The following is a 22,510-nucleotide window of genomic DNA, read 5'->3' as shown; positions in this document are numbered from 1 at the left end:
GCGACGAGCCGGACAAGAAGATGCCCGACAGGGAAATCGAAGAACTGGAGCGCATGGAAGCCGAAGAACGCCAGACCGTCGCGCCACAGACGCCGCCGGCGAGCCCACCCAAGTCCGAAAGAGTCGACTGGCTCGGCGAGCTGCGCGGCCTCGCGCTCATGCTGCTGGCCGTGCTCGGCTTCCACAGCCTGATCGCCAAGCCGTTCTACATCCCGTCGATCTCTATGATGCCCAACCTGCTGGTCGGCGATCGGCTGGTGGTCAGCAAGTATCCGTTCGGCTGGAACTGGTCGTCGATGTCGTTCCACCTGCTGCCGCGCGGAACCTGGCGCGTCATGGGCGGCACGCCCGAATATGGCGACATCGTCATCGTCGTGCCGAAGAACCGCAAGGAAGACCTGATCAAGCGTGTGGTCGCCCTACCCGGCGATCGCATCGCCGTGATCAATGGCCAGATCCTGCTCAACGGCAAACCGGTGCCGCAGGAGATCGAGCCGCCGACCCTGGTCAAGGTCGACGCCAACCAGCCCTGCGACGAGATGACCTTCCCCGGTCTCAAGGTGCGTGAAGCCTCCGGCATCGACTACTGCGAGTTGCCGACCCTGCGCGAGACGCTGCCCAACGGCGCGACCTACAGGATCATCGATCACGTCGACCAGACGCTCGACCATATGGCCGAAATCCGCGTGCCCGAGGGCCACGTCTTCCTGATGGGCGACAACCGCGACCATTCGGCAGACAGCCGCGCGCCGATCGAGGAAAACGGCCTCGGCGGACCCGTGCCGCTGTCGAACATCGGCGGCCGCGCCGAATTCATCACCTTCTCACTCGACGGCAGCGAATCCTGGAACCCGCTTTCGTGGTGGTCTTCGCTGCGCGGGGATCGCGCCTGGTCGACCCTTCGCCCCGCGGTCGAACCCCAGGAGAAACAGGCGGATAAGCCGTGACGAGCCCGGAACCGCCCAAAGCCGATCTCGTCACGAGCACGGTGGTCAAGGCGGTTCCGCCCAAGCGCAAACGTTCGCGCGGCCAGCGCGTCGGCCCGACCGATATCGCCGATCCCCTGCTGCGTGAGGAGGCTAAGCGCGCCTTCGTCTGGATCGGCATGGCCGCGCTGTTCGCGCTCGTCGTGCTGCTGGCGCAGCCGCTGCTCATCATCTTCGCAGGCATGGTCTTCGCAGCCATGGTCGACGGCGGCGCGCGGCTGCTCGAACGATTCCTGCCGATCCGGCGGGGCTGGCGCGTGGCTATCGTGCTCGTGCTGGTCGGCGTCTTCCTCGTCTGGACCGCCTATTTCGCCGGCAGCCAGATCGCCGTGCAGGCGGCGGCCCTGCCGGCCACGGTCGAGGCCCAGGCCCTGCGCGCCATCCACTGGCTGTCCGAACGCGGCTTTGCGATCGAGGCGCGCGACGTCCAGGGCTTCGTCGAGAAGGCGGTCGGCGGCGTCGGCCAGCTCACCGCCGCGGTCGGCGGCCTGATCGGCGCGGTCGGCACGACGATCCTGATCATCGTGCTCGGCATCTATTTTGCGGTCGAACCCCAGCTCTACCGTCGCGGCGTCGCCTGGATGATGCCCGCCGACCGGCGCGACTATTTCGAGGGTACGGCCCAGCTCATGGGGCGCTCGCTGCGCCGGCTGATGGCCGGGCGGCTGCTCGGCATGGGTATCGAGGGCGTCTGCACCTGGCTGCTGCTCACGGCCTATGGCGTGCCGATGGCGGCGCTGCTCGGACTGCTTACGGGACTTCTCGCTTTCCTGCCCAACATCGGCGCGCCGCTCTCGGGCCTGCTGATGATCCTCGTCGGGTTCTCGGGCGGCGTGAACATGGGCATCTACTGCATCATCGTCTACGTCGTCGTGCAGACCGTCGACGGCAACATCATCGTGCCGATGGTGGCGCGTCGCACGGTCGACCTGGCACCCGCGCTGGTGCTCGGCGCGCAGCTCATCATGGGCGTGCTGTTCGGCATCATCGGCCTGATCCTGGCCGATCCGATGGTCGCGATGATCAAGATCTGGCTCGAGCGCGGCGCCGCCCGACTCGAAGCCGAAGGGGCTGAATAACGAACGATGGCACGCAAGTTTCTCTATATCATGGCGGCCCTCGTGGTCCTGCTGATCGGCGGCGCGGTGGCGCTCGTGCTGTGGTCCGACAGCCTGACCAAGCTCGCCTTCGTGCCGACCGCCAAGTTCACCCCGCAGGCCGCGCTGGCGGCGAACGTCTACGACGATCCCAAGATGTGGATCGCCCGCCCGGGCCTGGGCGCGCAGGATCCATCGCGCTGGCTGCCGCCGGAGCAGAAGCCCGATGCGCAACCGCTGCCCGCCGCGGTGTTCTTCATCCACCCGACCTCCTACCTCGAAAAGACCCACTGGAACGCACCGTTCGACGACGCTGATGCGCGCGACCTTGCCGACACGTTCGTGCGCGGCATGGCGAGTCCGTTCAACGCCAGCGCCGACCTCTGGGCACCGCGCTATCGCCAGGCCGCCTTCGGCGCCTTCCTGACCGACGATCCGCAGGCCGGCCAGGCGCTCGACGCCGCCTATGCCGACGTGCTGCTCGCTTTCGACACCTTCGTCGCGGGCATCGACAAGAACGAGCCGATCGTGCTCGCCGGGCACAGCCAGGGCGCGCTGCATCTCAAGCGACTGCTGCGCGACCGCGTCGCTGGCACACCGCTCGCGGCGCGAATCGCCGCCGTCTATGCGATCGGCTGGCCGATCTCGCTCGAGCATGACCTGCCGGCGATGGGCCTGCCCGCCTGCGCCAAGCCCGACGAGACCGGCTGCGTGATTTCCTGGCTCAGCTTTGCCGAACCGGCCGACACGAAGCTCCTGCTGGAATCCTATCGCCAGCATCCGGGGCTCGACGGCAAACCGGTGGGAGACAGCGCCTTCCTCTGCAGCAATCCGCTGACAGGCACCGTCGGCGGTGTTGCCGATGCCAAGGCCAATCTCGGCACACTCATTCCCGATCTGGCGAAGAAGGCCGGCAAACTGGTTCCCGGGATGGTGCCCGCGCGCTGCGGCGGCGACGGCCTGCTCTACATCGGCTCGCCGCCCGATCTCGGCCCCTATGTCGGCCCCGGCAACAACTACCACGTCTACGACATCCCGCTGTTCTGGGCGAACCTGCGCGCCGATGTCGCGCGCCGCGTCGCCGCGAAGACGGAAGTCCGATGATCACGACGATGACCCCCGAATTCCGTGGGGCGCTGCCCGGCGGCGGCGCGCTGATCGGGCTCGACCTCGGCACCCAGACGATCGGCACGGCCTTCGCCGACGCCGGCTGGCGCTTCGCTTCGCCGGGCAAGACGCTCAAGCGCGGCAAGTTCGGCGCGGACAAGGCGCTGCTCGGGGACCTGATCCGCGAGCGCTCGATCAAGGGGATCGTCATCGGCCTGCCGCTCAACATGGATGGCTCGGAAGGTCCGCGCAGCCAGTCGAGCCGTGCCTATGCGCGCAATCTCGGCGTGCTCGAACTGCCGATCCTGCTGTGGGACGAACGCTGGTCGACCGTGGGCGCCGAGCGCGGACTGATCGAGCAGGACATGAGCCGCGCCAAGCGTGCGACGCGAATCGATTCGGCGGCCGCGGCGGTGATTCTCCAGGGCGCTATCGACGCGCTTGCGGGCGGGATGATCTAGGCCAGCGCCCGTTCGCGTCGTGCTTCTGCCGCGATCATCCGACTGCCGCAGTTTTCCGCCATCCGCCAGACCGCGTCGCGGTCGGTTTCGACCGAGGCCAGCGCGCTCCAGGCGGCGAGGCGCATGCGATCGCTCGGGTGCGTCCGGCCGAAGCGCAGCGCCAGGTCCTTGGCCTCCTCGCTGCCGAGCCCGACGGCGATCCGCACGAAGGCCTCGCTCGCGCCGTTGTTGAGCACGCCGGTCACGCGCTTGCCGTCGAGATCGAAACGGTACTGATCGAACCAGCCTTGTGCCGCGCCCGTGTGGACGACGTTGATCGAGACCGAGAGCGCATCGGCGGCAAGCTGCGCGTGGATATCGCGATGCGCACGGTAGTGCATGATCTTGCCCTCGGCGAGCCGCGTGCGCTCGACGAAGCGCAGGTCGACCGCCTCGCCGCGCCAGCCGTCCACGTCCGCATAGTCGTATTCGTAGTAGTCGCTCCAATAGCCGGGACCGAAATAGCCGAGCGTCAGGAAGTCGAAATTGTGATCGTGCGGCACGCCGTAGACGAAGGTCTCGCCGCCGCTCGCGCGCATCGTGTGCTCGTCGGCCGAGGGCCAGATGTTGGCGCGCAGGAAGAAATCGGGCGCCGCGCCGGCGGGCGAGAGCATGACGACCTGCGGACCATAGGAGGCCATGCCCTCGTCCTGCCCGCGCCCTTGCGCCAGTTCGGCGACGAGCAGGTCGCCGAGGAAAGTCCGATCGTTGCCGAGGCGCCGCAGCAGCCCCGCGGCGTGCTGGAGGCTGTGCTCGTCATTGGGCTCGAAGCCGCGCGCCATTAGCGCGTCGATGCATTCGGGTAGGCTGGCGGTGCTGTCGTCCGCCGATTCGATCACGCGGGGCATGGTTCGAGCGCTCCGAGCTGGGGGTAGGTTTCGATCAGCTGCGCGCGCAGCGTCCCGGCCATGGCGGCGAGCGGATCGCCGGGCGAGGTCGCCATCGCGGTGAGCGCCGCGAAGCCCGTGGCCGTGTCGAGCGCCAGGCATTCGCGCAGCGCCTGCCAACGCAGCGCCGTGCTGCCCTCGCCCCGTGCCAGCCCGGCGAAGTGCGGAGCGGCGTCGGCGCGGCCCATACGGCCGAGCAGCGCCATGGTCAGCTCGAGCCGGCTGTCACGCGGGTCGCTCGCGGCCTGGTGGAGCAGGCGTCCGTCGGCAAGCGCATATTCGCGCGTCGGGCCGTCGTCGGCGCGGCGACGCTGGAGCCGCAGGGTGACGAGGCAGCCCGAAACCGCATTGAGCAGCATGGCCGTGTTCGCGCCGTCGCGGCGGATCGACCGGCCAGGCGCCAGCGCGATCGCCGCGCGGCTCAGCTGCGCCTGGCGATCCCCGAGCGGACGGCAGGCGATCAGCCCGGCCTCTGCAGAGCCCGCGAGCACGCGCTCGGCCACTTCGCTCGGGCGGAAATCGACCGCGACCGGGCTCGGCCGGGCGGCCAGCCCCGCGCCGTCGACCGCCACCAGCGACAGCGTTACCGCACCGGCATGGCCGATCAGCAGGGTCGAGATCACCCCGTCGCTGAAATGGCGCAACGGAAGGTAGCCGAGCGGCGCTTCGGCAAGCCCTTCCGCGGCAGCCGTGGCGAAGGCCTGCATCAGCGGCAGCGCCAGGTCGGCGCCCTCGTCGAACAGCGCTGCCAGCGCGGCACAATCGTCGAGCGGGCGCCCTTCGGCATAAGGCGCGAGATCGGCGATCACCGCCGCCGCTGCCGGCGTTTTGCGCCAGGTGCCGACCGCGCGGTAAAGCCGCTCCTGCGCGTCACGCTGCGGAGCATCATCGCTCCGCAGCGCGCGCAGATCGGGATGAACGATCACCCCAAGTGCCTCAGAACAGCCCGCGGGTGGGGTTCAGTTCATAGAGGAAGGTCATCAGGATGACGATCGTATCGTCCGACGACTGCACCCGCGCAGCGTCGACCAGGCTGCCGAACAGGCCGGTGAGCTGGTCGAGATCGGGCAGCGAGGAAATGTCGATCTTGGGAAGGTTCATGGCAGACCCCTGTGCTCGCGGAGCCCCATCGCCCCGCGTTGTCAGTCTGTCGAACCGGGCCCGCAGGCCTAAATTAAATGATTGTAATCGCCCTGCCCCGCCACCACAGCAGGGCCATGACCGCCAGCGCATCCTCGAACTTCGAACCCGGCGCGCCGTTCGATTTCGCCACGATCGCCGATGCTATGAAGACCATGGGCCACAGCGCCTGGCTCGACATGAAGCGCCACGCCGAGGGTCCCGACTGGGTCGAGATCGCCCTGCCCTGGCATGCCGACATCGTGGCCGATCCCGAGAGCGGCGTGCTCGCCTCGGGCCCGATCATCAGCCTGATGGACAATGCGACGGGCATCGCCGTGTGGAAGAAGCGCGGCTATTTCCTGCCGCAGGTCACCGTCGACCTGCGCGTCGACTACATGCGCCCCGCCCGCCCCGGCGCGACCGTGATCGGCCGCGGCGAGTGCTACAAGATCACGCGCAACTTCGCCTTCGTCCGCGGCACCGCCTATGACGAAAGCATCGACGATCCCGTCGCGCATGTCGTCGGCAGCTTCATCCTGGTCGGCGGAGAGGTGCCGGCATGACCACGATCATCCTCCCGCCCTATGCGCTGGGCCTCGGCTGCACGATCGACCACATGGATGGCGACCTGCCCGTGATCGGCTGCGACTACGGCCCGCGTGTCGCCGGGCGCCCGGGCTTCTGGCACGGCGGCGCGCTCAGCGGCCTGCTCGAGATGGCGGCGGTGACCGCGGTGCGCAGCACGCTCGATATCGAAATGCGGCGACTCAAGCCGGTCAATGTCTCGGTCCAGTTCATGCGCGGCGGCGTCCAGAAGCGCACCTATGCGATCGGCCGCGTGATCCGCGAAGGGCGCCGGCTGGTCAACGTCAGCGCCGAAGCCTGGCAGGACGACCGCGCCAAACCGCTGGCGCGGGCCGAGATGCACGTGATGATTGCGGCGGCGAAGACCTAGCGGCGCAGCACGACCGCCAGGCCCTCGGCCGACGGGGGCATCGCGCCCGGCTCCAATACCAGTCGCGCAGCATCGGCCCGCGCACGATCGACGATCACCGCCGGTACCGTGCGCTCGTAGACCAGCAGGTCGGCCGAACCGAGCAGTCGCGCCTCGCGCAGGGTGAGGTCCTCGGGATCGTCGCTGCGCAGGTGGATTTCGACGACAGCGCCGGCAGGCGCGTCCGCGCCTTCGAGCCAGGCATCGATGCGATCGGCAGCCTCCGCAGCCAGGAGATCGACCGCGCCGCCCTCGGCCAGGGCATCGTCGAGCGCGCGGCGGCGGTCGCCGGCATCGGGCCAGCGCGCGCGCATCGCCCCGCGCGCCGTGCCGAGCCTCTCGGCCAGGCGGCCAAGCGCTTGCGGAAGGAAAGCCTCAATCCGCAGCCGCAGCGCCTTGGCGAAGCCTGCCGAAACGCCGCCCGTGCCGATCGCGATCAGCACCGGAGAGCGGTCGAGGATCGAGGGCGTGGTGAAGTCGCAGAGTTCGGGCCGGTCGACGACATTGACCAGCACGCCGCGCGCGCGCAGTTCGGCCGCCACCGCATCGGGTTTCTCGCTCGCGACGAAGGCCAGCCGCGCGGCCGTGTCGTCGGCGCCGACGATCACGCCGCCGGCGCGCTCGACCAGCCGGCGCTTGGCCAGCGCCGCCTCCCCCTCGCCCAGCACGATCACCGGCTGGCCGGCCACGCGATGGAACAAGGGGAGCGAATTTATCACTCGAGCCAGTCCGGCACGCGCTCGGCGGCGAGGATCGCGGCGGGGTCGATGCGCTGTGCCACCACGGCCCACTTGTCGCCGTCGACCATGACCTCGGGCACCAGCGCGCGGCTGTTGTAGGTGTTGGCCATCGTCGCACCATAGGCGCCGGCGGTGCGAAACACGGCGAGATCGCCGGCCTGCACCGTGTCGATGTCGCGGCCCATGGCGAAGGTGTCCGAGCTCTCGCAGATCGGGCCGACGATGTGCGCGGTCGTGCGCTCGCCGCTCGGCGTCACGGCGAGGAAATCGTGCCAGGCGTCGTAGAGCGCGGGCCGCGCCAGGTCGTTCATCGCCGCGTCGACGATGACGAAGGGCGAGGTCACGCCCGGCTTGACCCGGACGACCTGGGTCAGCAGCACGCCCGAATTGCCCGAAATGATGCGGCCCGGCTCGAACATCAGGGTCACGCCCCAATTGCCCGTGACGCGCGCGACCATGGTCGCGTAGTCCTCGGGGCTCGGGAAGACGTCGTCGGCCTTGTAGGGCACGCCGACACCGCCGCCGAGATCCATGTGCGAGACCTCGTGCCCGGCGGCGCGGATCGTGTGCATCAGGTCGCCGAGCCGCGCGAAGGCGGCTTCCATCGGATCGAGCTTCGACAGCTGGCTGCCGATGTGCACGGCAAGGCCGCGCAGATTGAGCCCCGGCAGCACCGCGAGCCGGCCGAACATCGCCGCCGCGCGGTCATAGGGCACGCCGAACTTGTTCTCGGCCTTGCCGGTCGAGATCTTGCCGTGGGTGCCGGCATCGACGTCGGGATTGACGCGCAGCACCGCCGGCGCGGTCAGCCCGCGCGCCGTCGCCAGGGCTGCGAGCTCGATGCCCTCTTCCTCGGACTCGAGGTTGAACTGGCCGATGCCGGCCTCGAGCCCGCGCACGAGTTCGGCCGTGGTCTTGCCCACGCCCGAGAAGACGATCCCTTCGGCCGGGATCCCCGCCGCGAGCGCGCGCTCCATCTCGCCGCCCGAGACGACGTCGGCGCCGTAGCCTTCCTTGGCCAGCAGCTTGAGCACCGCGAGATTGGGGTTCGACTTCACCGCGAAGGCGATGTGCGGCTTGTCGAGCGCCGAGGTCAGCGCATCGCGGAACACGCGCGCATGACGTGTCAGCGTAGCGCGCGAATAGACGTAGACGGGGGTGCCGACCGCCTCGGCGATCGCGGGCAGCGGCACCTGCTCGGCGTGGAGCACGCCATCGGTGAATGCGAAATGGTCCATTGTCTTGAAATCTCGGTTCTGGCCCTGCGGGCCCAAATCATTCGGAAGGCGGCAGGTCGAAGGGATCGTCGGCGCGCTCTTCGGAGCGCTGGCGCAGCTCGACCGTGCGCGCGGGGGCGGCCTGGACGTGCGGTTTGAGCAGCCCATTGGCCGAACGCGGTTCCTCGCGGCCATAGGGCGCGGGCGGCAGCGCCTTGCCCGCGGCCGGCTTGAGGTCGCGGCGCACACCGCAGGCCGACAGGGCCAGCACGATGGCAAGAGCTGCTACGACACGCATGCGATCACTCCAGGCCGAGGGCGATGCGCGCCTCGGCAACGCGCTTCCTTACCTCGTCCGGCGCGGTTCCGCCATGGCTGGCGCGGGCGGCGACCGAAGCCTCGACCGACAGCGCCGCATAGACCGCCTCGGTGACGCGCGAATCGATCGCCTGGAGGTCCGCCAGCGGCAGCTGGTCCAGCGCCACGCCGCGGCTCTCGGCCAACTTCACCGCGGCGCCAGTGATGTGATGCGCCTCGCGAAACGGGATGTTCGCCTGGCGCACGAGCCAGTCGGCCAGGTCGGTCGCCGTGGCATAGCCGAGCTCGGCCGCGCTGCGCATGCGCTCGGTGCGGAACTTCGTCTCGGCGACCATGCCGGTCATCGCCGCGATCGACAGCGCGAGCAGGCTCGCGGCCTCGAACACCGGCGGCTTGTCGTCCTGCATGTCCTTCGAATAGGCGAGCGGCAGCCCCTTCATCGTGATCATCAGCGCGGTCAGGCAGCCGACGATCCGCCCCGAATGACCGCGCACGAGCTCGGCCGCGTCGGGGTTCTTCTTCTGCGGCATGATCGAGGAGCCGGTCGACAGGCTGTCGGGCAGCGCGACGAAGCCGAAGGGCTGGCTCGCCCAGATGATGAACTCCTCGGCGAGCCGCGAGAGGTGCAGCGAGCACTGCGCCGCGGCCATGAGATAATCGAGCGCGAAGTCGCGGTCCGAGACCGAATCGAGACTGTTGTTCGTCGGGCCGTCGAAGCCGAGCGCCGATGCCGTCGCATTGCGATCGATCGGGAAGCCCGTCCCCGCCAGCGCCGCCGCACCGAGCGGGCAGCGGTTCATCCGCGCGCGCGCATCGGCGAAGCGCGAACGGTCGCGCGCGGTCATCTCGTAATAGGCCATCAGGTGATGGCCCAAGGTCACCGGCTGCGCGGTCTGCAGGTGGGTGAAGCCGGGCATGATGGACCCAGAATGTTCACCCGCACGCGTCACCAGCGCCGTCTGCAGTTCGACCAGGCCGGCCTCGGCCTGGTCCATCGCATCGCGCACCCAGAGGCGGAAATCGGTCGCCACCTGGTCGTTGCGGCTGCGCGCCGTGTGGAGGCGGCCGGCGGTGGCGCCGATCAGCTCGGCCAGCCGGCTCTCGGTGGTCATGTGGATGTCTTCGAGGTCCCAGTTCTCGGGCACCCCGTTGGCTTCGTATTCGGCCGCGACCTGGTCGAGCCCGCCCGCGATCGTCTTGGCATCCTCGGCCGTGACGATGCCCTGCTGGCCCAGCATCGCGACATGCGCCTTTGACGCGGCGATGTCCTGGCGCCACAGCGCCTTGTCGAAGGGGATCGAGGCATTTATCTCGCGCATGATCGCCGACGGTCCTTCGGCGAACCGTCCGCCCCACATGGTGTTGGAGCCTGCCTTGCTATCTTCCCGTTCGCTCAAAATCGCCGTCCTCGGTCTCGCCGTCGCAATCGCGGGCTGCAATAGGGAGAGCAGCGAAAAGGCGCAACCGCAGCCTTCCGCCAGCGCCGATACCAGCCAGGCTGCCGGCGGCGAAGCGCTCTCGGGCGCGATCGATCGCAGCCACAAGGGTAGCGCCATGCCCGAGTTCACGCTCACCGATCAGGCGGGCAAGCAGGTGAAGCTCGCCTCGTTCAACGGCAAGCCGCTGCTCGTGAACCTCTGGGCGACCTGGTGCGCGCCCTGCGTCGTCGAACTGCCGATGCTCGACAAGCTGGCCGAGACGCGCGGCGCGGAACTCAAGGTGCTGACGGTCTCCCAGGACATGCCGACGACTGCGAACAAGGTCGCCTCGTTCCTCGCCGGCAAGGGCGCGACTCACCTCGAACCCTGGCTCGATCCGAAGAACGATCTGGCCGTCCATTACGAGGTGACCACCCTCCCCACGACGGTGTTCTACGACGCGCAGGGCAAGGAGGTCTGGCGCTATGTGGGCGGTCACGACTGGACGAGCGCGGAAGCCGCCCGGATGCTCGCGGAGGCCAAATAATCTCGCAAAAATAAGCGACTAAGCTCGTCGCTCCCCTGTTCGGGTCATGTGGCGCGTCCGCCACACTACTCACCTAATTTAGTTTTGCTGCAACTGCGAACTTGCTTCGCCGCGGTCACCGGTCCTATCTCTGTGCCTGTTCCGACATACGTCGCCACTGTGCCCCTGCGGCGCGAAACGAGCGAAGGTGACGGAACGCAGGAGGAGCATTCTTCAACGTGAGGGAATGTTCCAATGAAAAAGATTATCGCAGCCGCTCTCGCCACGGCCACTCTGGTCGTCGCCAATCCCGCGTTTGCCCAGGACGCCGAAGCCGAGAGCGCCATCAAGGTCACCGGTAGCGTCACGCTCGCCAGCGACTATCGCTTCCGTGGCGTCTCGCAGACCGACAAGGCCATGGCCATCCAGGGCGGCGTCACGCTGACCCACGAAAGCGGCCTCTATGCAGGCACCTGGGCTTCGAACCTTTCCGGCTGGGGCACCTTCGGCGGCTCGAACACCGAACTCGACATCTTCGGCGGCTACGCGATGGACCTCGGCGGCGCGACGCTCGACGTCGGCCTGACCTGGTACATGTATCCGGGCGGCGCCGACAAGACCGACTTCGCCGAGCCCTACGTCAAGCTCAGCACCACCCAGGGCCCGGTTTCGCTGCTCGCCGGCGTCGCCTATGCGCCGAAGCAGGAAGCGCTCGGCCGCTGGTACGCTTCGGGCGCCGCCTACGGCACGGGCATTCCCACCACGCCGGGCGCCAAGGACGACAACCTCTACATCTGGGGCGACGCCGCTTATGCGATCCCCGAAACCCCGTTCAAGCTGAAGGCCCACATCGGCTACTCGGACGGCAACCCCGGCCTCGGCCCGAACGGCACCTCGGTCGCGCCGACGGGCAAGTACCTCGACTGGTCGCTGGGCGGCGAAGCCGCCTGGGGTCCGCTGACCTTGGGCGTCTCGTGGATCGACACCGACATCAGCACGGCGGAATCGGCCTATCTGCAGCCGAACTTCTCGTCGACCAAGGACGGTTCGTCGATCGCCGGCAGCACCGTACTGGTTTCGGTAACCGCAGCGTTCTGATCGCACGAGAGATCGTCACGGAAGGGGCGCTGGCTTGGCCGGCGCCCCTTTTCGTTTGAGGTCAAATAAGCCGCGTCAGACCACCCCGATCGCCGGAAAATGCGCTGGCTCGCGCATCCGGGAGCCGAGCGACGGATAGCCGGGCTGGTCGTTGCCGGTGAAGTAGATCAAGCGCCCCTGCGCCTGTTCGGGCACCACGGCGAAGCGGTCGGCGACGTCACCTACCAGGGTCAGCCCCCTGCCCCGCAGATAGTTTGCCGCAGCTTGGGCCGACTTCACCTTGAAGGTCAGGCAATAGACCCCCTGGACGTCGCGCGAATGGCTCGCCACCGGCGTGTCTTCCGCCTGTCCGACCATCGCCTCGATCACGGTATCACCCATGTCGAACGCAGCGCATTCGGCCTGGTCGCCCGGCAAGGCCCGCGTGCCGAGTTCGGGCCATTCGAGGCGATCCGCGAACAGCTCGCGCGCGACCTCGAGCGACGGCGCCGAAACACCGATCGACTGCAGCCCTTCGATGCCGAGTGGATGATCGTCGCGCCATTTCGCGGGCGTCCAGGACGGGTCGCGGCGCGGATCGTCGGGCAGGTCCTGCTTGATGATCTCGATCCGCACGCCGAGCACCTGCCAGCGCGCGATCAGGAAATAGTGCGCTTCCATGCCCGGATCATAGTGCAGCTTGAACCCCTTGGCCGAGAGCCAGGCGTCGGCCGAAGGTAGGTCCGCGGTCTTGAGGGCGAGGCCCAGCCAGCGCATCGTCGCAGCGCTGCGACGAAGCATGTCGCCGATCGGTGCCCCCTCTTTCGCACCGGCCCCGGCCGGGGCGATCGGTATGATCATCGTATCGCCGATCATCATCAGGCTCTCCTCGCGGTCGAGCCCCATCGCCTCGGCTTCGGGCGTGATCAGCATCTCGTAGGCGATCTCGGCGCCGAAGGTGTCGATGAAGAACCGATCGCAGGCCTTGCGATCGGAATTGTCGGCGATCGCCCAACTGACGTGGGCGAGTGGAATGGCCACCATCTCGCGAATCCTCCCCTGTCTATGCTTGGGGAGATGGCATAGGCGGCCGGCCTTGCCGAGAGTTTCCGCTGTCGATCGGGCGGGCGATGGGACGAGCTTTCGGCGCCGACGGGAAGGCTTGCGTCAGGTTCCCGTTCGCCGATGTTCTTGCTGGATCGCCGCGAGCGCCTCTCCGGCAAGTTCGCACTGCATCTCGAGACAATCGTTGGCGCCCCTGACGAAAGCGACCTGCGTGCCGTTGCCCGCGCAGCGACTGAAGCGGATCACGACGCCACCACAACTCGCCAGCCCGTTCAAAAGGTCGACGTTCCAGGCGCGGATCGATTCTTTTTTGGGCACGGCGCCCCGATACCAGACGCCCCACCAGCCGTCGCTTGACGATACGCGACAGAGCTTAGACCTTGGTCGCAAGCATCGGCGAAGCGGGGACGCAGGCGGGCGGAAGGGGGGATGGCCCGCGTCCCCTAGGCGGACGTTGGGGGGCAACGTCCGATCTCGCTGATCTCCACCTGTTTGGAGCAAGGCACCCGCACAGGCTATTATACCCACGTATTAGGTACTCGCCCGCGCTCGGCGGCGCCTTAGCTCTGCCAGCCGCCGCCGAGAGCGCGGAACAGCGCGATCTGCGTCTCGGCCACCTGGGCATCGGCATTGGCCAGGTCGGCATCCGCCGTCGCCAGAGTGCGTTCGGCGTCGAGCACGACGAGGAAGTCCACGCGCCCCTCGCGCAATTGCGCGCGGCTGATGTTCGCAGCGATCTGCGCCTGGTCGGAAGCCTGCTTGAGCGCAACCTGGCGCTCGATGCTGTGCGAATAGGCCGACAGCGCCGTCTCGGTTTCCTGCAGCGCGCGCAGGACGGTGCCGTCGAAGGTGGCCAGCGCCGCCTTGGTCGAGGCTTCGGCCTGCGCGATTCGTGCGCGGCCGCCTTCCATGTTGGGGAAGGCCCAGGACAGCAGCGGCCCCGCCAGCCAGCGCAGCGGGCCGGCACCGAACATGTCGCCGAGCGAATTGCCCGTCGATCCCACCGAAGCGCCGAGCGTGATGCGCGGATAGAGCTCGGCCGTGGCGACCCCGACGCGCGCGGTTTCGGCCGCGAGCTTGCGCTCGGCCTCGCGCACGTCGGGTCTACGAGCCAATAGCGCGCGGCCGTCTCCCACCGGAATGGGGCGTTCGAGGCGGAGCGTGGCCGCGCGCATCCCGACCGAGGGGGGAAGTTCGGCCGGGGCCCTTCCGGTCAGGAATGCCAACCGGAAGAGAGCTGCATCGCGCTGGGCGCGAAGCGGGGGAATCGTCGCGCGCTGCTGATTGAGCAGCGCGCCGACGCGCGAAACGTCGAGGCGGCTGGTGCGGCCGGCCTCGAAACGCTTGGTGGTGAGCGTGGCGGTCTTCTCGAGCAGTTCCACCGTGCGCTCGGCGACGGTGATCCGCTCGGCCGCCGAAGAGGCATCGGCGTAGGCGCGCGTCGTCTCGGCGACCACGGCGACGCGGACGACGTCGGCTGCGGCATGCGCCGCCTCGGCATCGCCGCGCGCGGCCTCGATCCCACGACGCACGCGGCCGGCGAGATCGACCTCGTAGGACACCGACAGCCCGGCATCGATGTTCCAGTCCTCGCGCTGGATACCGGGCGCGGTCTGCTGGACGGGCAGACGGCGATAGTTCGCGCCGGTGGAAATCGAGGTCTGCGGCAGCAGGTCGGAGCGACTTTCGCGCACAAGTGCCCGCGCCCTCTCGATATTGGCGAGCGCGACGCGCAGGTCGGTGTTGGCCTTCAACGCATCGGCGACGAGCCCGTCGAGGATCGGGTCCTCGTAGAGCCGCCACCAGTCACCCTGCGGCGCATCGGGGGTAAAGGCGGCCGAGGTGCCGCCGATGAACGGCTGCTCGGCGGCGGTCGATGCCACCGGCCGATGATAGTTCGGGCCGGCGGCGCAGGCGGCGAGCGCCAGACTGCCGACGGTCACTGCAAACAGGGTACGAAAGCGCTGCATCAGGCTTACTCCGCAGGCTCGAGATGGATGGTACGATCGCCGTCGCGACGGGCCTCGCGGCGGCGCTTCATCGCCTCCGACAGCGAGCGCGTCGCGACGTAAAATGTCGGCGTGAAGACGAGGCCGAAGAAGGTCACGCCGAGCATGCCCGAGAATACCGCGGTGCCCAGCGCCTGGCGCAGCTCGGCGCCCGGCCCGCCCGCGATCACCAGCGGCACGACGCCGAGGATGAAGGCGAAGGAGGTCATCAGGATCGGCCGCAGACGATCCTGCGCCGCGCGGATCACCGCCTCGACCGGGTTCAGCCCGTCCTGCTCCTCCGCCTGCTTGGCGAATTCGACGATCAGGATCGCGTTCTTGGCGGCCAGGCCGATCAGCACGACGAGGCCGATCTGCGTGAGGATGTTGTTGTCCATACCCCGCAGGTTCACGCCGACCATGGCCGCGAGCAGCGTCATCGGCACGATCAGGATGATCGCGAGCGGAAGCATCAGGCTCTCGAACTGGGCGGCAAGCACGAGGAAGACGAACAAGGTCGCCGCCGCGAAGACCAGGATCGCGGCATTGCCCGCCGCCTTCTGCTGGAAGGCGACCTCAGTCCATTCGGTGGTGACGCCCGCCGGCAGGGCCTTGGTCAGCCGCTCCATCGCCGCCAGCGCCTGGCCAGAGGAGTGGCCGGGTGCGGTATCGCCCTCGATGTCGATCGCCGGGTAGAGGTTGTAGCGCGTGGCGCGGTAGGGCCCCGTCTTGTCCTGCAGGGTCGCGACCGCGCCGATCGGCACCATCTGGCCCGAGTTCGACCGCGTCTTGAGCTGGGCGATGTCGCCGACGTCGTCGCGGAACGGCAGGTCGGCCTGGGCGATCACGCGATAGGTGCGGCCGAGCAGGTTGAAGTCGTTGACGTAGGCCGAGCCGAGATAGACCGACAGCGTCTCGAACACGCGCGACGGCGACACGCCGATCATGTCGGCCTTGGCGCGGTCGACGTCGGCGAAGATGCGCGGCGCCGAGGCCTCGAACTTGGTGTGCACGCCGGCGAGGTTCGGATCCTTGTTGGCCTCGCCGATCACGCCCCAGACGATCTTGTTGAGCTCGTCGTAGCCGAGTCCCCCACGGTCCTGGACTTCGAGCTTGAAGCCGCCGCCGGTGCCGATGCCGCGGATCAGCGGCGGCGGGATCACGAAGACGCGGCCGGCATCGACGCTGGCGGCGATCTTGTGCGCCTCGCCCATGATGAAAGCCTCGGTCTGGCCGTGCTTGTCGCGTTCGGAGAACTTGTCGAACACCAGGAAGGCCGCGGCGGCGTTGGGCGCCATCGTACCCGTGGGGCCGTGGAAGCCCGCGAGCATGACCGCACCCTTGACCCCGGGGATCTTCATCATCTTGGCCGAGGTCTCGCGCAGGACCTTGTCGGTCTGCGACAGCGATGTGCCTGCGGGCATGAAGGTCGCGGCCAGGACATAGCCCTGATCCTGTTGCGGCACGAAGCCCACCGGCGTCGCCGAGAACACCAGCCCCGTCAGCACCAGCAGCGCGCCATAGACAAGCAGCACGGTCTTGCGCAGCGAGAGCAGGCGGCGCGTGGTCCGCGCGTACCAGTCCGACAGGCGATCGAAGCCGGCATTGAAGCGCTTGCCGCCCCAATAGGCCATGCGCGCCCAGCGGCCCTCGGGCTCATGCTCTTCCTTGGGACGCAGCAGCAACGCGGCGAGCGCGGGCGACAGCGTCAGCGAGAGGATCAACGAGATGATCGTCGCGCTCGAGATCGTCACCGCGAACTGGCGATAGAACTCGCCGGTCAGGCCGGTGAGGAACATCGTCGGGATGAACACCGCGCAGAGCACGAGCACGATCGCGACGAGCGCGGTCGAGACCTCGTCCATCGAACGGTGCGCGGCTTCGCGCGGGGACAGGCCGTGCTCGAGATTGCGCTCGACGTTCTCGACCACGACGATCGCATCGTCGACGACGATGCCGATCGCGAGCACGAGCCCGAACAGCGAGAGGTTGTTGAGCGAATAGCCGACCCCTGCGAGCACGGCGAAGGTGCCGATCAGCGAGACGGGAATGGCGATCACCGGGATCACCGCCGCGCGCCACGACTGGAGGAACACCAGGATGACGATGACCACCAGCACCACGGCCTCGAACAGCGTGTGCTCGACCGCGCTGATCGACTCGCTGATGAATTCGGTGGGGTTGTAGAAGACGTCGTGCTTGAGGCCCGGCGGGAAGCTCGTCGACGCGTCGGCCAGTTCGGCCTTGATCGCCTCCGCCGCCGCCAGGGCGTTGGTGCCCGGACGCTGGAACACGCCGATGCCGACCGAAGGCTGGCCCGAGAAGTAGAAGTTGATGCCGTAGTCCTCGGCGCCCAGCTCGACGCGGGCGACGTCGGACAGCCGCGTCAGGCGGCCCTGGGTGTCGGTCTTGATGACGATCTGCGAGAACTGCTCGGGCGTGGTGAAGCGGCCCTGGGTCTCGAGGTTGAGCTCGTAGGCCGCGCCCGTCGCCTCGGGCGGCTTGCCGATCGAGCCGGCCGCGACCTGGACGTTCTGGTTGCGCAGCGCGGCGACGATCTCGCCCGCGGTCATGTCGCGCGCGGCGGCGCGGCCCGGATCGATCCACACGCGCATCGCATAGTTGCGCGCGCCGAAGATCTGTACGTCGCCCACGCCGTCGAGCCGCGCGATGCGGTCCTTGAGCTGGGTCAGCGCGTAGTTCGACATATAGGCCGTATCGAGCGAATTGTCGGGCGAGGTCAGGTTGGCCACCAGCAGGAAGTCGGGCGTCGACTTGCGCGTGACGACGCCCTGGCGGCGCACCTCCTCTGGCAGCCGCGGCTCGGCCAGCGCGACGCGGTTCTGGACGAGCACCTGCGCCTCGTCGAGGTTCGTGCCCTGCTTGAAGGTCGCGGTGATCGTCAGTCGGCCGTCGCCGGTCGACTGGCTCGACAGGTAGAGCATGTTGTCGACGCCGTTGATCTCCTGCTCGAGCGGCGCGGAAACCGTATTGGCGATCGTCTCGGACGAGGCGCCCGGATAGGTGGCGCTGACCGTCACCGTCGGCGGAACCACGTCAGGGTACTGCGCGATCGGCAGGCCGAAGAAGGCGAGCGCGCCGACGATGGTGATGATCACCGCGATCACCCCGGCAAAGATGGGGCGCTGGATGAAGACGTGGCTCAGGCGCATGGCGCTGTATCCCTTGTACGTTTACCGCTTGCGCCACGGATTGCGGGCGCACTTCGGGCCGGAACCGGCCCGCTATGGCAAGATCAGTTGACCGGCAGGACCGTCGCCTGCGAGGCGGCGGGCGCGCTGGGCGGCGCGGCCACGGCCTTGGTCGGGGCGATCTGGCCGGCGACCGGCTTCACCTTGGCGCCAGGCTGGGCGAACTGGGTGCCCGAGATGACCACGCGTTCGGTCGGCTGGAGACCCGAGCGGATCACGCGCAGCCCGTCGGCGAGCGCGCCGACCTGGACCGGGCGCACCACCACCGTGCCGTCCTTGCCGACGACGTAGACCACCTTGCGCGCCTGGTCGGTCACCACCGCGCCATCGGGCACGAGCAGCGCCTGGTGTGGTGCGCCGCCGTTCATGCGCATGTTGCCGAACATGCCCGGGACGAGGAAGTATTCGGGATTGGCGATCACCGCGCGGCCGCGGATCGTGCCCGAACCGTTCTCGATCGCATTGTCGGTGAAGTCGACGCGACCCTTCCAGGTGTAGCCCGATTCGTCCTGCAACTTGATCTCGACGTCCTGCGCCTGCGCTCCACCCTGCTGCTGTGCACGACGCTGCTTGAGATAGAGCGCTTCGGAACCGTCGAAGGCGAAGTAGATTGGATCGAGCGCGTTGATCGTCGTCAGCACGGTCGCACTCGCCGCGGAATCGCCGGCCACCAGATTGCCGATGTCGGCGCGGCGATCGGAGACGCGGCCCGTGACGGGCGCGCGGATCTGAGTGAACTCGACGTTGAGCGCGCGGCTGCGCACTTGCGCCTGCGCCGCGGCGAGCGAGGCCTGGGCCGACTGCACGCGCGCGCGCAGGGTGTCGATCTCCTCGGCGCTGACCGCCTGATCGGCGATCAGCCGGCTCGCGCGGGCCAGTTCGCTGCGCGCGAGCGTCAGCGCGGTCGAGGCGGCGGCGGCCTGGGCGCGGACTTCGGCGAGCGCGGCGGCGAAGGGCCGCGCGTCGATCGTGAACAGCAACTGGCCCTTCTGGACCACGTCGCCGTCCTTGAAATGGATGCCAACGAGCTGACCGGAGACGCGCGGACGCACCTCGACCGCTTGGCTTGCCTCGAAGCGGCCGACATAGTCGTCCCAATCGGTCACCGTGCGCGACAGCGGCGTGGCTACCGTCACCACGGCTGGCGGCGGCGGAGCGGCCTCGCTGCTACCGCTCCACCACCGCGTCACGGCATAGAGCAAGATCACGCCTACCAGGGGAAGGAGGTAGTAAGCTGCCTTGCGCTGCCGATACCAGGGCGTGTTCTCCGTCGACTCGCTGCTCGAATCGGCCTTAATGTCGGAAAGGTACATGGAAACCGCCATTTATCTGGGGGCCAGTTGTTACTGACCGGTACGTCTCTTGCCTGATACGTACCGTTCTGTTACATTAAGTCAAGACGATGAGGATGGGCTGACTGCGAAATGGCGAAAAATGCTGACGCATGCGGCGAGCTTGAAACCGAGAATGCGCGGAAAACCGCGGCTTCAAAGATTTTCGATACGGCTCGCGATCTTTTCTATCGGCGCGGTGTGCGCGCCGTCGGCGTGGACGAAATCGTCTGCGAGGCGGGCGTAACCAAGCCAAGCTTGTACCGCGCCTTCAAGTCGAAGGACGATCTCGTCGCGGCCTGCCTGCGTGAAAGCGGGCGCGAGGGACGCGAGGCGATAGCCGAGGTGCTGGCCAAGGCGGGGGACGATCCCCGCATCCGGCTCGACGCGCTTGTGCGGCACTATGCCGACAAGCTTGCCCACCCCGATTTCCGTGGCTGTCTGATGAGCAATGTCGCGGTCGAACTGCCCGAGCCCGGCCATCCGGGCCGCGAAGTGCTCGAGGAATGCAAGGCAGAGATGCGCGCGACCTTCCTCGGTCTTGCGCGCGACCTGGACGTCGCCGATCCCGAAGGCCTGTCGGATGGACTGATCCTGGTTATCGAGGGCGCGATCGCGACCTATCACGTGTTCGGGTCGCAGGGGCCGGCCCATTCGATGCTCATGACCTGCAACGCCGTGATCGAGGCCAATCTCAGGCGCAAGGCCGGCATCCGATAGGTTCGAGGCCGCGGATGGCGGCGGCAGACCGAGCGGCCCGCCGCCCTTCGCCCTACGACTGATCGAGCGGCAGCGGGATCGCGCGGGCGGGCAGCACCTCGGTCATGAATTCGACCAGCCCGATCCAATATTGCATCAGGCACTGTTCGACGGCCTCCACCCCGCGCGGTGTCAGGCGCACGTCCTTGGCGCGCTGATCCTGAGCGCTGCCTTCGCGCGCGATCAGGCGCTTCTGCTCGAGCACGCCGATCCAGCGCAGCGCGGTGGTCGGCGGCGAGTTCGAGGCCAGGCAGACGCTCGTCGTGCGCAGGCTGCGGCCTTCGGCGTGGTTGATGTAGAGATCGAGCAGGATGTCCCAGGCCGGCTCCGACAGCAGTTCCGCAGTCAGGAACTTCCGCCGCTTGGCACGCGAGGCGTAGAGAACCTTCGCGAGCTTCGCGAGATTGGGCTGGAGCGGATCCGTGCTCGACCGGTCGGTCGGCACGGTGCGGGGGGCATCCGCCCTACAGGTGCAGGCGCCGCGATCGTGGATCGCGTTGGGGCAGGACGCCGGCAGCGTGATCGTTACGAAATCGGGGTTCTTCATGGGGTCGAGCTCCGCGCCATTCTGCATTTTCCGATCCTCAGGCTTCGGCGAACTGGCCGAGCCGCATTTCACGATACTGTTCCGCCAGTGCCGCCTGTTCGGGCAGCAGGGCGTCGACGAAAGGTTCGATGCTGTCGTTGCCGAGCAGCAGCGAGGGACATTGCCCTTCGAAATTGTTGAGGCTCGGCAGGTGCTGGCGATAGCCGACCAGCGCCGCCACCTCGGGCGCGAAGGTCCGCGCCACTTCGGGCGGATAGGCCAGCCACTGGTTCTCCCAGGGCTTGAGCCAGCCCAGACAATAGCTGACGATCAGGCCACGGCGCGATCGCAACGCGTGGTTCTCGCCGCCTGAATGCATCGTCGAGCCGAGGAAGATGCAAGCCGAGCCCTTGGGCATGACCGCCGAGATGGCGTCCTCGTCGGGCAGCAACGGCTCGCTCTGGTCCTTGTGGTTCGACCCGGGCCAGACGCGCGTGGCTCCGTTGCGCTCGGTGAAATCGTCGAGCGCCCACATGACGTTGATCATGTATTCGGTCTCGCCCTTGGGGGTCCACCACATGTCGTGATCGCGATGCGGCCCTTGCGCGGGCGCGCCGGGGAATATCTCGATCGCCTGGGTCAGGTTGAGCTGGAGCGAGTGGCAGTTGGGCTGCAGCACCGAATTGACGATGTCGTAGACCAGATCGTGCAGCACCAGCCCGTGCGCCGAGCGCGAGCGGGCGAGTACGCGGCCGAGCCGCTTGGTCTCGGCGCCGTAGAACGGTCCCTGGCAATAGGGCACGGCATCGAAGTGCGGCGTCAGCTCCTCGCCGATCGCGTCGATCGTGGCCGGGCAGGCGATTTCGTTGAGGATCAGGTAGCCGTCGCGGCGAAGCTGCGCGACGAGCGCCGGGACGTTGTCGAGGTCATGGGACATGAGGGTCTCCGATGCAGAGGTCAGGCGACGAGCGCCGGCGTGTGTTCGATCATGCGCAGGACCGGCGCGTCATGGCGCCAGGCCTCGTTGGTCAGTGCGAGCGAGTGGCGATCGAGCCGGATCTGCAGCGCGCCGATCAGCGAGCCGGCGACGAGTTGCGGCATGCCGAGCGGCTTGATGTGCCAGCCCGAGCTCAGCAGCTGGGTCAGGAAGCCGAACTCGCAGACCGCGGTATATTTTGTGATGCCGGTCTGCAGACCGAACTCGATCATCGCCCGCCCCAGCATGTTGCGGACCATCAGCCGGTCGCGCACGGGCACGGAAGGCGACACCACGAGCCGCGTGATCTCGCGCACGCTCGGCCCGCGCGGGATCGCGCCTTCACAGAGGAAGGGAAACACGTCGGCCAGCATGTGCGAGCCCGTGGTCGGCAGCAGCCGGACCGAGCCGAGATGGTCGCCCGAGGCGACGTCGCGCAGGATCAGGTAGTCGGCATGGTCGGTGTCGTACTGATCGGCTTCCTGGCGGCCGTCATGCGGTACGGTCCAGTTCAGCGTATCGACGAAGACCTTCTTGCGGTCTTCGTGCATCGTTCGGAACAGGCGCCGGTTCCCGGCCCGATCCGATCTCGTAAGATGTTGGATCATTTAAGCGATTTCCCACGATTTGCGTGGGATCAAGATCGCTCAAACGCGCCCGGCGA

The 22,510-nt window shown here is 67.9% G+C and carries 24 protein-coding genes; 9 read left to right on the top strand and 15 right to left on the bottom strand.

Annotation, left to right across the window (positions count from 1 at the left end; translation table 11 throughout):
* The first annotated feature begins 53 nt into the window (after positions 1-53).
* From lepB to ruvX, 4 genes are read left to right on the top strand one after another with little or no spacing between them, the layout of a single operon-like run.
* Positions 54-947, top strand: coding sequence for a signal peptidase I (gene lepB / locus WG901_RS18290; protein ID WP_339588847.1), 894 nt, complete (start codon positions 54-56; stop codon positions 945-947).
* The gene (locus tag WG901_RS18285; protein WP_339588548.1) at positions 944-2,065 is read left to right on the top strand and encodes an AI-2E family transporter; all 1,122 of its coding nucleotides are present in this window, start codon (positions 944-946) and stop codon (positions 2,063-2,065) included. The genes lepB and WG901_RS18285 overlap by 4 nt, the downstream gene beginning before the upstream one ends.
* A gap of 6 nt (positions 2,066-2,071) precedes the next feature.
* Complete coding sequence (locus WG901_RS18280; protein ID WP_339588547.1) at positions 2,072-3,187, top strand: DUF3089 domain-containing protein; 1,116 nt, start codon at positions 2,072-2,074, stop codon at positions 3,185-3,187.
* Positions 3,184-3,651 (top strand): Holliday junction resolvase RuvX, encoded by a 468-nt coding sequence (gene ruvX, locus WG901_RS18275; RefSeq protein ID WP_339588546.1) that lies wholly within the window; start codon positions 3,184-3,186, stop codon positions 3,649-3,651. Before WG901_RS18280 ends, ruvX begins: the two co-directional genes overlap by 4 nt.
* Here ruvX and WG901_RS18270 read toward each other — a convergent pair.
* From WG901_RS18270 to WG901_RS18260, 3 genes are read right to left on the bottom strand one after another with little or no spacing between them, the layout of a single operon-like run.
* Positions 3,648-4,538, bottom strand: a complete 891-nt coding sequence (locus WG901_RS18270) for a transposase (RefSeq protein ID WP_339588545.1) — start codon at positions 4,536-4,538, stop codon at positions 3,648-3,650. The genes ruvX and WG901_RS18270 overlap by 4 nt on opposite strands.
* On the bottom strand, positions 4,526-5,503 hold the full coding sequence (locus WG901_RS18265; RefSeq protein ID WP_339588544.1) for a hypothetical protein: 978 nt from the start codon (positions 5,501-5,503) through the stop codon (positions 4,526-4,528). Before WG901_RS18265 ends, WG901_RS18270 begins: the two co-directional genes overlap by 13 nt.
* A 10-nt stretch (positions 5,504-5,513) precedes the next feature.
* Positions 5,514-5,678: a hypothetical protein gene (locus WG901_RS18260; protein WP_339588543.1), complete on the bottom strand. Its 165-nt coding sequence runs from the start codon at positions 5,676-5,678 to the stop codon at positions 5,514-5,516.
* Between the two features lie 116 nt (positions 5,679-5,794).
* On the opposite strand from WG901_RS18260, the gene WG901_RS18255 reads away from it, so the two are divergent.
* Together WG901_RS18255 and WG901_RS18250 are read left to right on the top strand one after the other, a co-directional pair.
* Positions 5,795-6,262, top strand: a complete 468-nt coding sequence (locus WG901_RS18255) for a PaaI family thioesterase (protein ID WP_339588542.1) — start codon at positions 5,795-5,797, stop codon at positions 6,260-6,262.
* Positions 6,259-6,654, top strand: a complete 396-nt coding sequence (locus WG901_RS18250) for a PaaI family thioesterase (protein WP_339588541.1) — start codon at positions 6,259-6,261, stop codon at positions 6,652-6,654. Before WG901_RS18255 ends, WG901_RS18250 begins: the two co-directional genes overlap by 4 nt.
* Here WG901_RS18250 and WG901_RS18245 read toward each other — a convergent pair.
* From WG901_RS18245 to argH, 4 genes are read right to left on the bottom strand one after another with little or no spacing between them, the layout of a single operon-like run.
* Positions 6,651-7,412, bottom strand: a complete 762-nt coding sequence (locus tag WG901_RS18245; RefSeq protein ID WP_339588540.1) for a precorrin-2 dehydrogenase/sirohydrochlorin ferrochelatase family protein — start codon at positions 7,410-7,412, stop codon at positions 6,651-6,653. The genes WG901_RS18250 and WG901_RS18245 overlap by 4 nt on opposite strands.
* The gene (gene lysA / locus WG901_RS18240; RefSeq protein WP_339588539.1) at positions 7,409-8,671 is read right to left on the bottom strand and encodes a diaminopimelate decarboxylase; all 1,263 of its coding nucleotides are present in this window, start codon (positions 8,669-8,671) and stop codon (positions 7,409-7,411) included. Before lysA ends, WG901_RS18245 begins: the two co-directional genes overlap by 4 nt.
* A gap of 37 nt (positions 8,672-8,708) precedes the next feature.
* Positions 8,709-8,948 (bottom strand): hypothetical protein, encoded by a 240-nt coding sequence (locus WG901_RS18235; RefSeq protein ID WP_339588538.1) that lies wholly within the window; start codon positions 8,946-8,948, stop codon positions 8,709-8,711.
* A gap of 4 nt (positions 8,949-8,952) precedes the next feature.
* Positions 8,953-10,326 carry an argininosuccinate lyase gene (gene argH, locus WG901_RS18230; RefSeq protein ID WP_339588846.1) on the bottom strand — a complete coding sequence of 458 codons (1,374 nt, stop codon included), beginning with the start codon at positions 10,324-10,326 and terminating at the stop codon, positions 8,953-8,955.
* A gap of 16 nt (positions 10,327-10,342) precedes the next feature.
* On the opposite strand from argH, the gene WG901_RS18225 reads away from it, so the two are divergent.
* Together WG901_RS18225 and WG901_RS18220 are read left to right on the top strand one after the other, a co-directional pair.
* Complete coding sequence (locus WG901_RS18225; protein WP_339588537.1) at positions 10,343-10,933, top strand: TlpA family protein disulfide reductase; 591 nt, start codon at positions 10,343-10,345, stop codon at positions 10,931-10,933.
* Between the two features lie 234 nt (positions 10,934-11,167).
* Positions 11,168-12,010, top strand: a complete 843-nt coding sequence (locus WG901_RS18220) for a TorF family putative porin (RefSeq protein WP_339588536.1) — start codon at positions 11,168-11,170, stop codon at positions 12,008-12,010.
* Between the two features lie 75 nt (positions 12,011-12,085).
* Here WG901_RS18220 and WG901_RS18215 read toward each other — a convergent pair whose 3' ends face one another.
* From WG901_RS18215 to WG901_RS18195, 5 genes are all read right to left on the bottom strand, one after another.
* Positions 12,086-13,033: a VOC family protein gene (locus tag WG901_RS18215; protein WP_339588535.1), complete on the bottom strand. Its 948-nt coding sequence runs from the start codon at positions 13,031-13,033 to the stop codon at positions 12,086-12,088.
* A gap of 123 nt (positions 13,034-13,156) precedes the next feature.
* Entirely contained in the window at positions 13,157-13,372 is a 216-nt protein-coding gene (locus WG901_RS18210) for a hypothetical protein (RefSeq protein WP_339588534.1), read from the bottom strand.
* 242 nt (positions 13,373-13,614) lie between these two features.
* On the bottom strand, positions 13,615-15,024 hold the full coding sequence (locus WG901_RS18205) for an efflux transporter outer membrane subunit (RefSeq protein ID WP_339588533.1): 1,410 nt from the start codon (positions 15,022-15,024) through the stop codon (positions 13,615-13,617).
* Positions 15,025-15,029: 5 nt separating this feature from the next.
* A complete protein-coding gene (locus WG901_RS18200) occupies positions 15,030-18,215 on the bottom strand; it encodes an efflux RND transporter permease subunit (protein ID WP_339588532.1) in 3,186 nt (1,061 codons plus the stop codon).
* 83 nt (positions 18,216-18,298) lie between these two features.
* Positions 18,299-19,567, bottom strand: coding sequence for an efflux RND transporter periplasmic adaptor subunit (locus WG901_RS18195; protein WP_339588531.1), 1,269 nt, complete (start codon positions 19,565-19,567; stop codon positions 18,299-18,301).
* Positions 19,568-19,678: 111 nt separating this feature from the next.
* On the opposite strand from WG901_RS18195, the gene WG901_RS18190 reads away from it, so the two are divergent.
* Entirely contained in the window at positions 19,679-20,305 is a 627-nt protein-coding gene (locus tag WG901_RS18190; RefSeq protein ID WP_417603551.1) for a TetR/AcrR family transcriptional regulator, read from the top strand.
* Positions 20,306-20,357: 52 nt separating this feature from the next.
* Here WG901_RS18190 and WG901_RS18185 read toward each other — a convergent pair whose 3' ends face one another.
* Genes WG901_RS18185 through WG901_RS18175 form a run of 3 tightly spaced genes read right to left on the bottom strand, consistent with a single transcriptional unit; the run spans position 20,358 to position 22,397 of the window.
* Positions 20,358-20,918 carry a hypothetical protein gene (locus WG901_RS18185; RefSeq protein WP_339588529.1) on the bottom strand — a complete coding sequence of 187 codons (561 nt, stop codon included), beginning with the start codon at positions 20,916-20,918 and terminating at the stop codon, positions 20,358-20,360.
* Positions 20,919-20,928: 10 nt separating this feature from the next.
* Positions 20,929-21,807, bottom strand: coding sequence for a phytanoyl-CoA dioxygenase family protein (locus WG901_RS18180; RefSeq protein WP_339588528.1), 879 nt, complete (start codon positions 21,805-21,807; stop codon positions 20,929-20,931).
* Positions 21,808-21,827: 20 nt separating this feature from the next.
* A complete protein-coding gene (locus WG901_RS18175) occupies positions 21,828-22,397 on the bottom strand; it encodes an acyl-homoserine-lactone synthase (protein WP_339588527.1) in 570 nt (189 codons plus the stop codon).
* Positions 22,398-22,510 lie beyond the last annotated feature (113 nt).

The organism is Novosphingobium anseongense (assembly GCF_037482895.1).
Lineage (GTDB): Bacteria > Pseudomonadota > Alphaproteobacteria > Sphingomonadales > Sphingomonadaceae > Novosphingobium > Novosphingobium anseongense.
Note: the sequence above shows the minus strand (reverse complement) of the source record. Positions and strands in the feature narration are given on the sequence as shown.

What these genes read in the sequence shown, in the direction of transcription:
- lepB (WP_339588847.1), top strand. Translation starts at nt 54, where the DNA reads ATGGAAGCCGAAGAACGCCAGACCGTCGCGCCACAGACGCCGCCGGCG.
- WG901_RS18280 (WP_339588547.1), top strand. Translation starts at nt 2,072, where the DNA reads ATGGCACGCAAGTTTCTCTATATCATGGCGGCCCTCGTGGTCCTGCTG.
- ruvX (WP_339588546.1), top strand. Translation starts at nt 3,184, where the DNA reads ATGATCACGACGATGACCCCCGAATTCCGTGGGGCGCTGCCCGGCGGC.
- WG901_RS18270 (WP_339588545.1), bottom strand. Translation starts at nt 4,538, where the DNA reads ATGCCCCGCGTGATCGAATCGGCGGACGACAGCACCGCCAGCCTACCC.
- WG901_RS18260 (WP_339588543.1), bottom strand. Translation starts at nt 5,678, where the DNA reads ATGAACCTTCCCAAGATCGACATTTCCTCGCTGCCCGATCTCGACCAG.
- WG901_RS18255 (WP_339588542.1), top strand. Translation starts at nt 5,795, where the DNA reads ATGACCGCCAGCGCATCCTCGAACTTCGAACCCGGCGCGCCGTTCGAT.
- WG901_RS18250 (WP_339588541.1), top strand. Translation starts at nt 6,259, where the DNA reads ATGACCACGATCATCCTCCCGCCCTATGCGCTGGGCCTCGGCTGCACG.
- lysA (WP_339588539.1), bottom strand. Translation starts at nt 8,671, where the DNA reads ATGGACCATTTCGCATTCACCGATGGCGTGCTCCACGCCGAGCAGGTG.
- WG901_RS18235 (WP_339588538.1), bottom strand. Translation starts at nt 8,948, where the DNA reads ATGCGTGTCGTAGCAGCTCTTGCCATCGTGCTGGCCCTGTCGGCCTGC.
- argH (WP_339588846.1), bottom strand. Translation starts at nt 10,326, where the DNA reads ATGTGGGGCGGACGGTTCGCCGAAGGACCGTCGGCGATCATGCGCGAG.
- WG901_RS18220 (WP_339588536.1), top strand. Translation starts at nt 11,168, where the DNA reads ATGAAAAAGATTATCGCAGCCGCTCTCGCCACGGCCACTCTGGTCGTC.
- WG901_RS18215 (WP_339588535.1), bottom strand. Translation starts at nt 13,033, where the DNA reads ATGGTGGCCATTCCACTCGCCCACGTCAGTTGGGCGATCGCCGACAAT.
- WG901_RS18205 (WP_339588533.1), bottom strand. Translation starts at nt 15,024, where the DNA reads ATGCAGCGCTTTCGTACCCTGTTTGCAGTGACCGTCGGCAGTCTGGCG.
- WG901_RS18200 (WP_339588532.1), bottom strand. Translation starts at nt 18,215, where the DNA reads ATGCGCCTGAGCCACGTCTTCATCCAGCGCCCCATCTTTGCCGGGGTG.
- WG901_RS18195 (WP_339588531.1), bottom strand. Translation starts at nt 19,567, where the DNA reads ATGTACCTTTCCGACATTAAGGCCGATTCGAGCAGCGAGTCGACGGAG.
- WG901_RS18190 (WP_417603551.1), top strand. Translation starts at nt 19,679, where the DNA reads ATGGCGAAAAATGCTGACGCATGCGGCGAGCTTGAAACCGAGAATGCG.
- WG901_RS18185 (WP_339588529.1), bottom strand. Translation starts at nt 20,918, where the DNA reads ATGCAGAATGGCGCGGAGCTCGACCCCATGAAGAACCCCGATTTCGTA.
- WG901_RS18180 (WP_339588528.1), bottom strand. Translation starts at nt 21,807, where the DNA reads ATGTCCCATGACCTCGACAACGTCCCGGCGCTCGTCGCGCAGCTTCGC.
- WG901_RS18175 (WP_339588527.1), bottom strand. Translation starts at nt 22,397, where the DNA reads ATGCACGAAGACCGCAAGAAGGTCTTCGTCGATACGCTGAACTGGACC.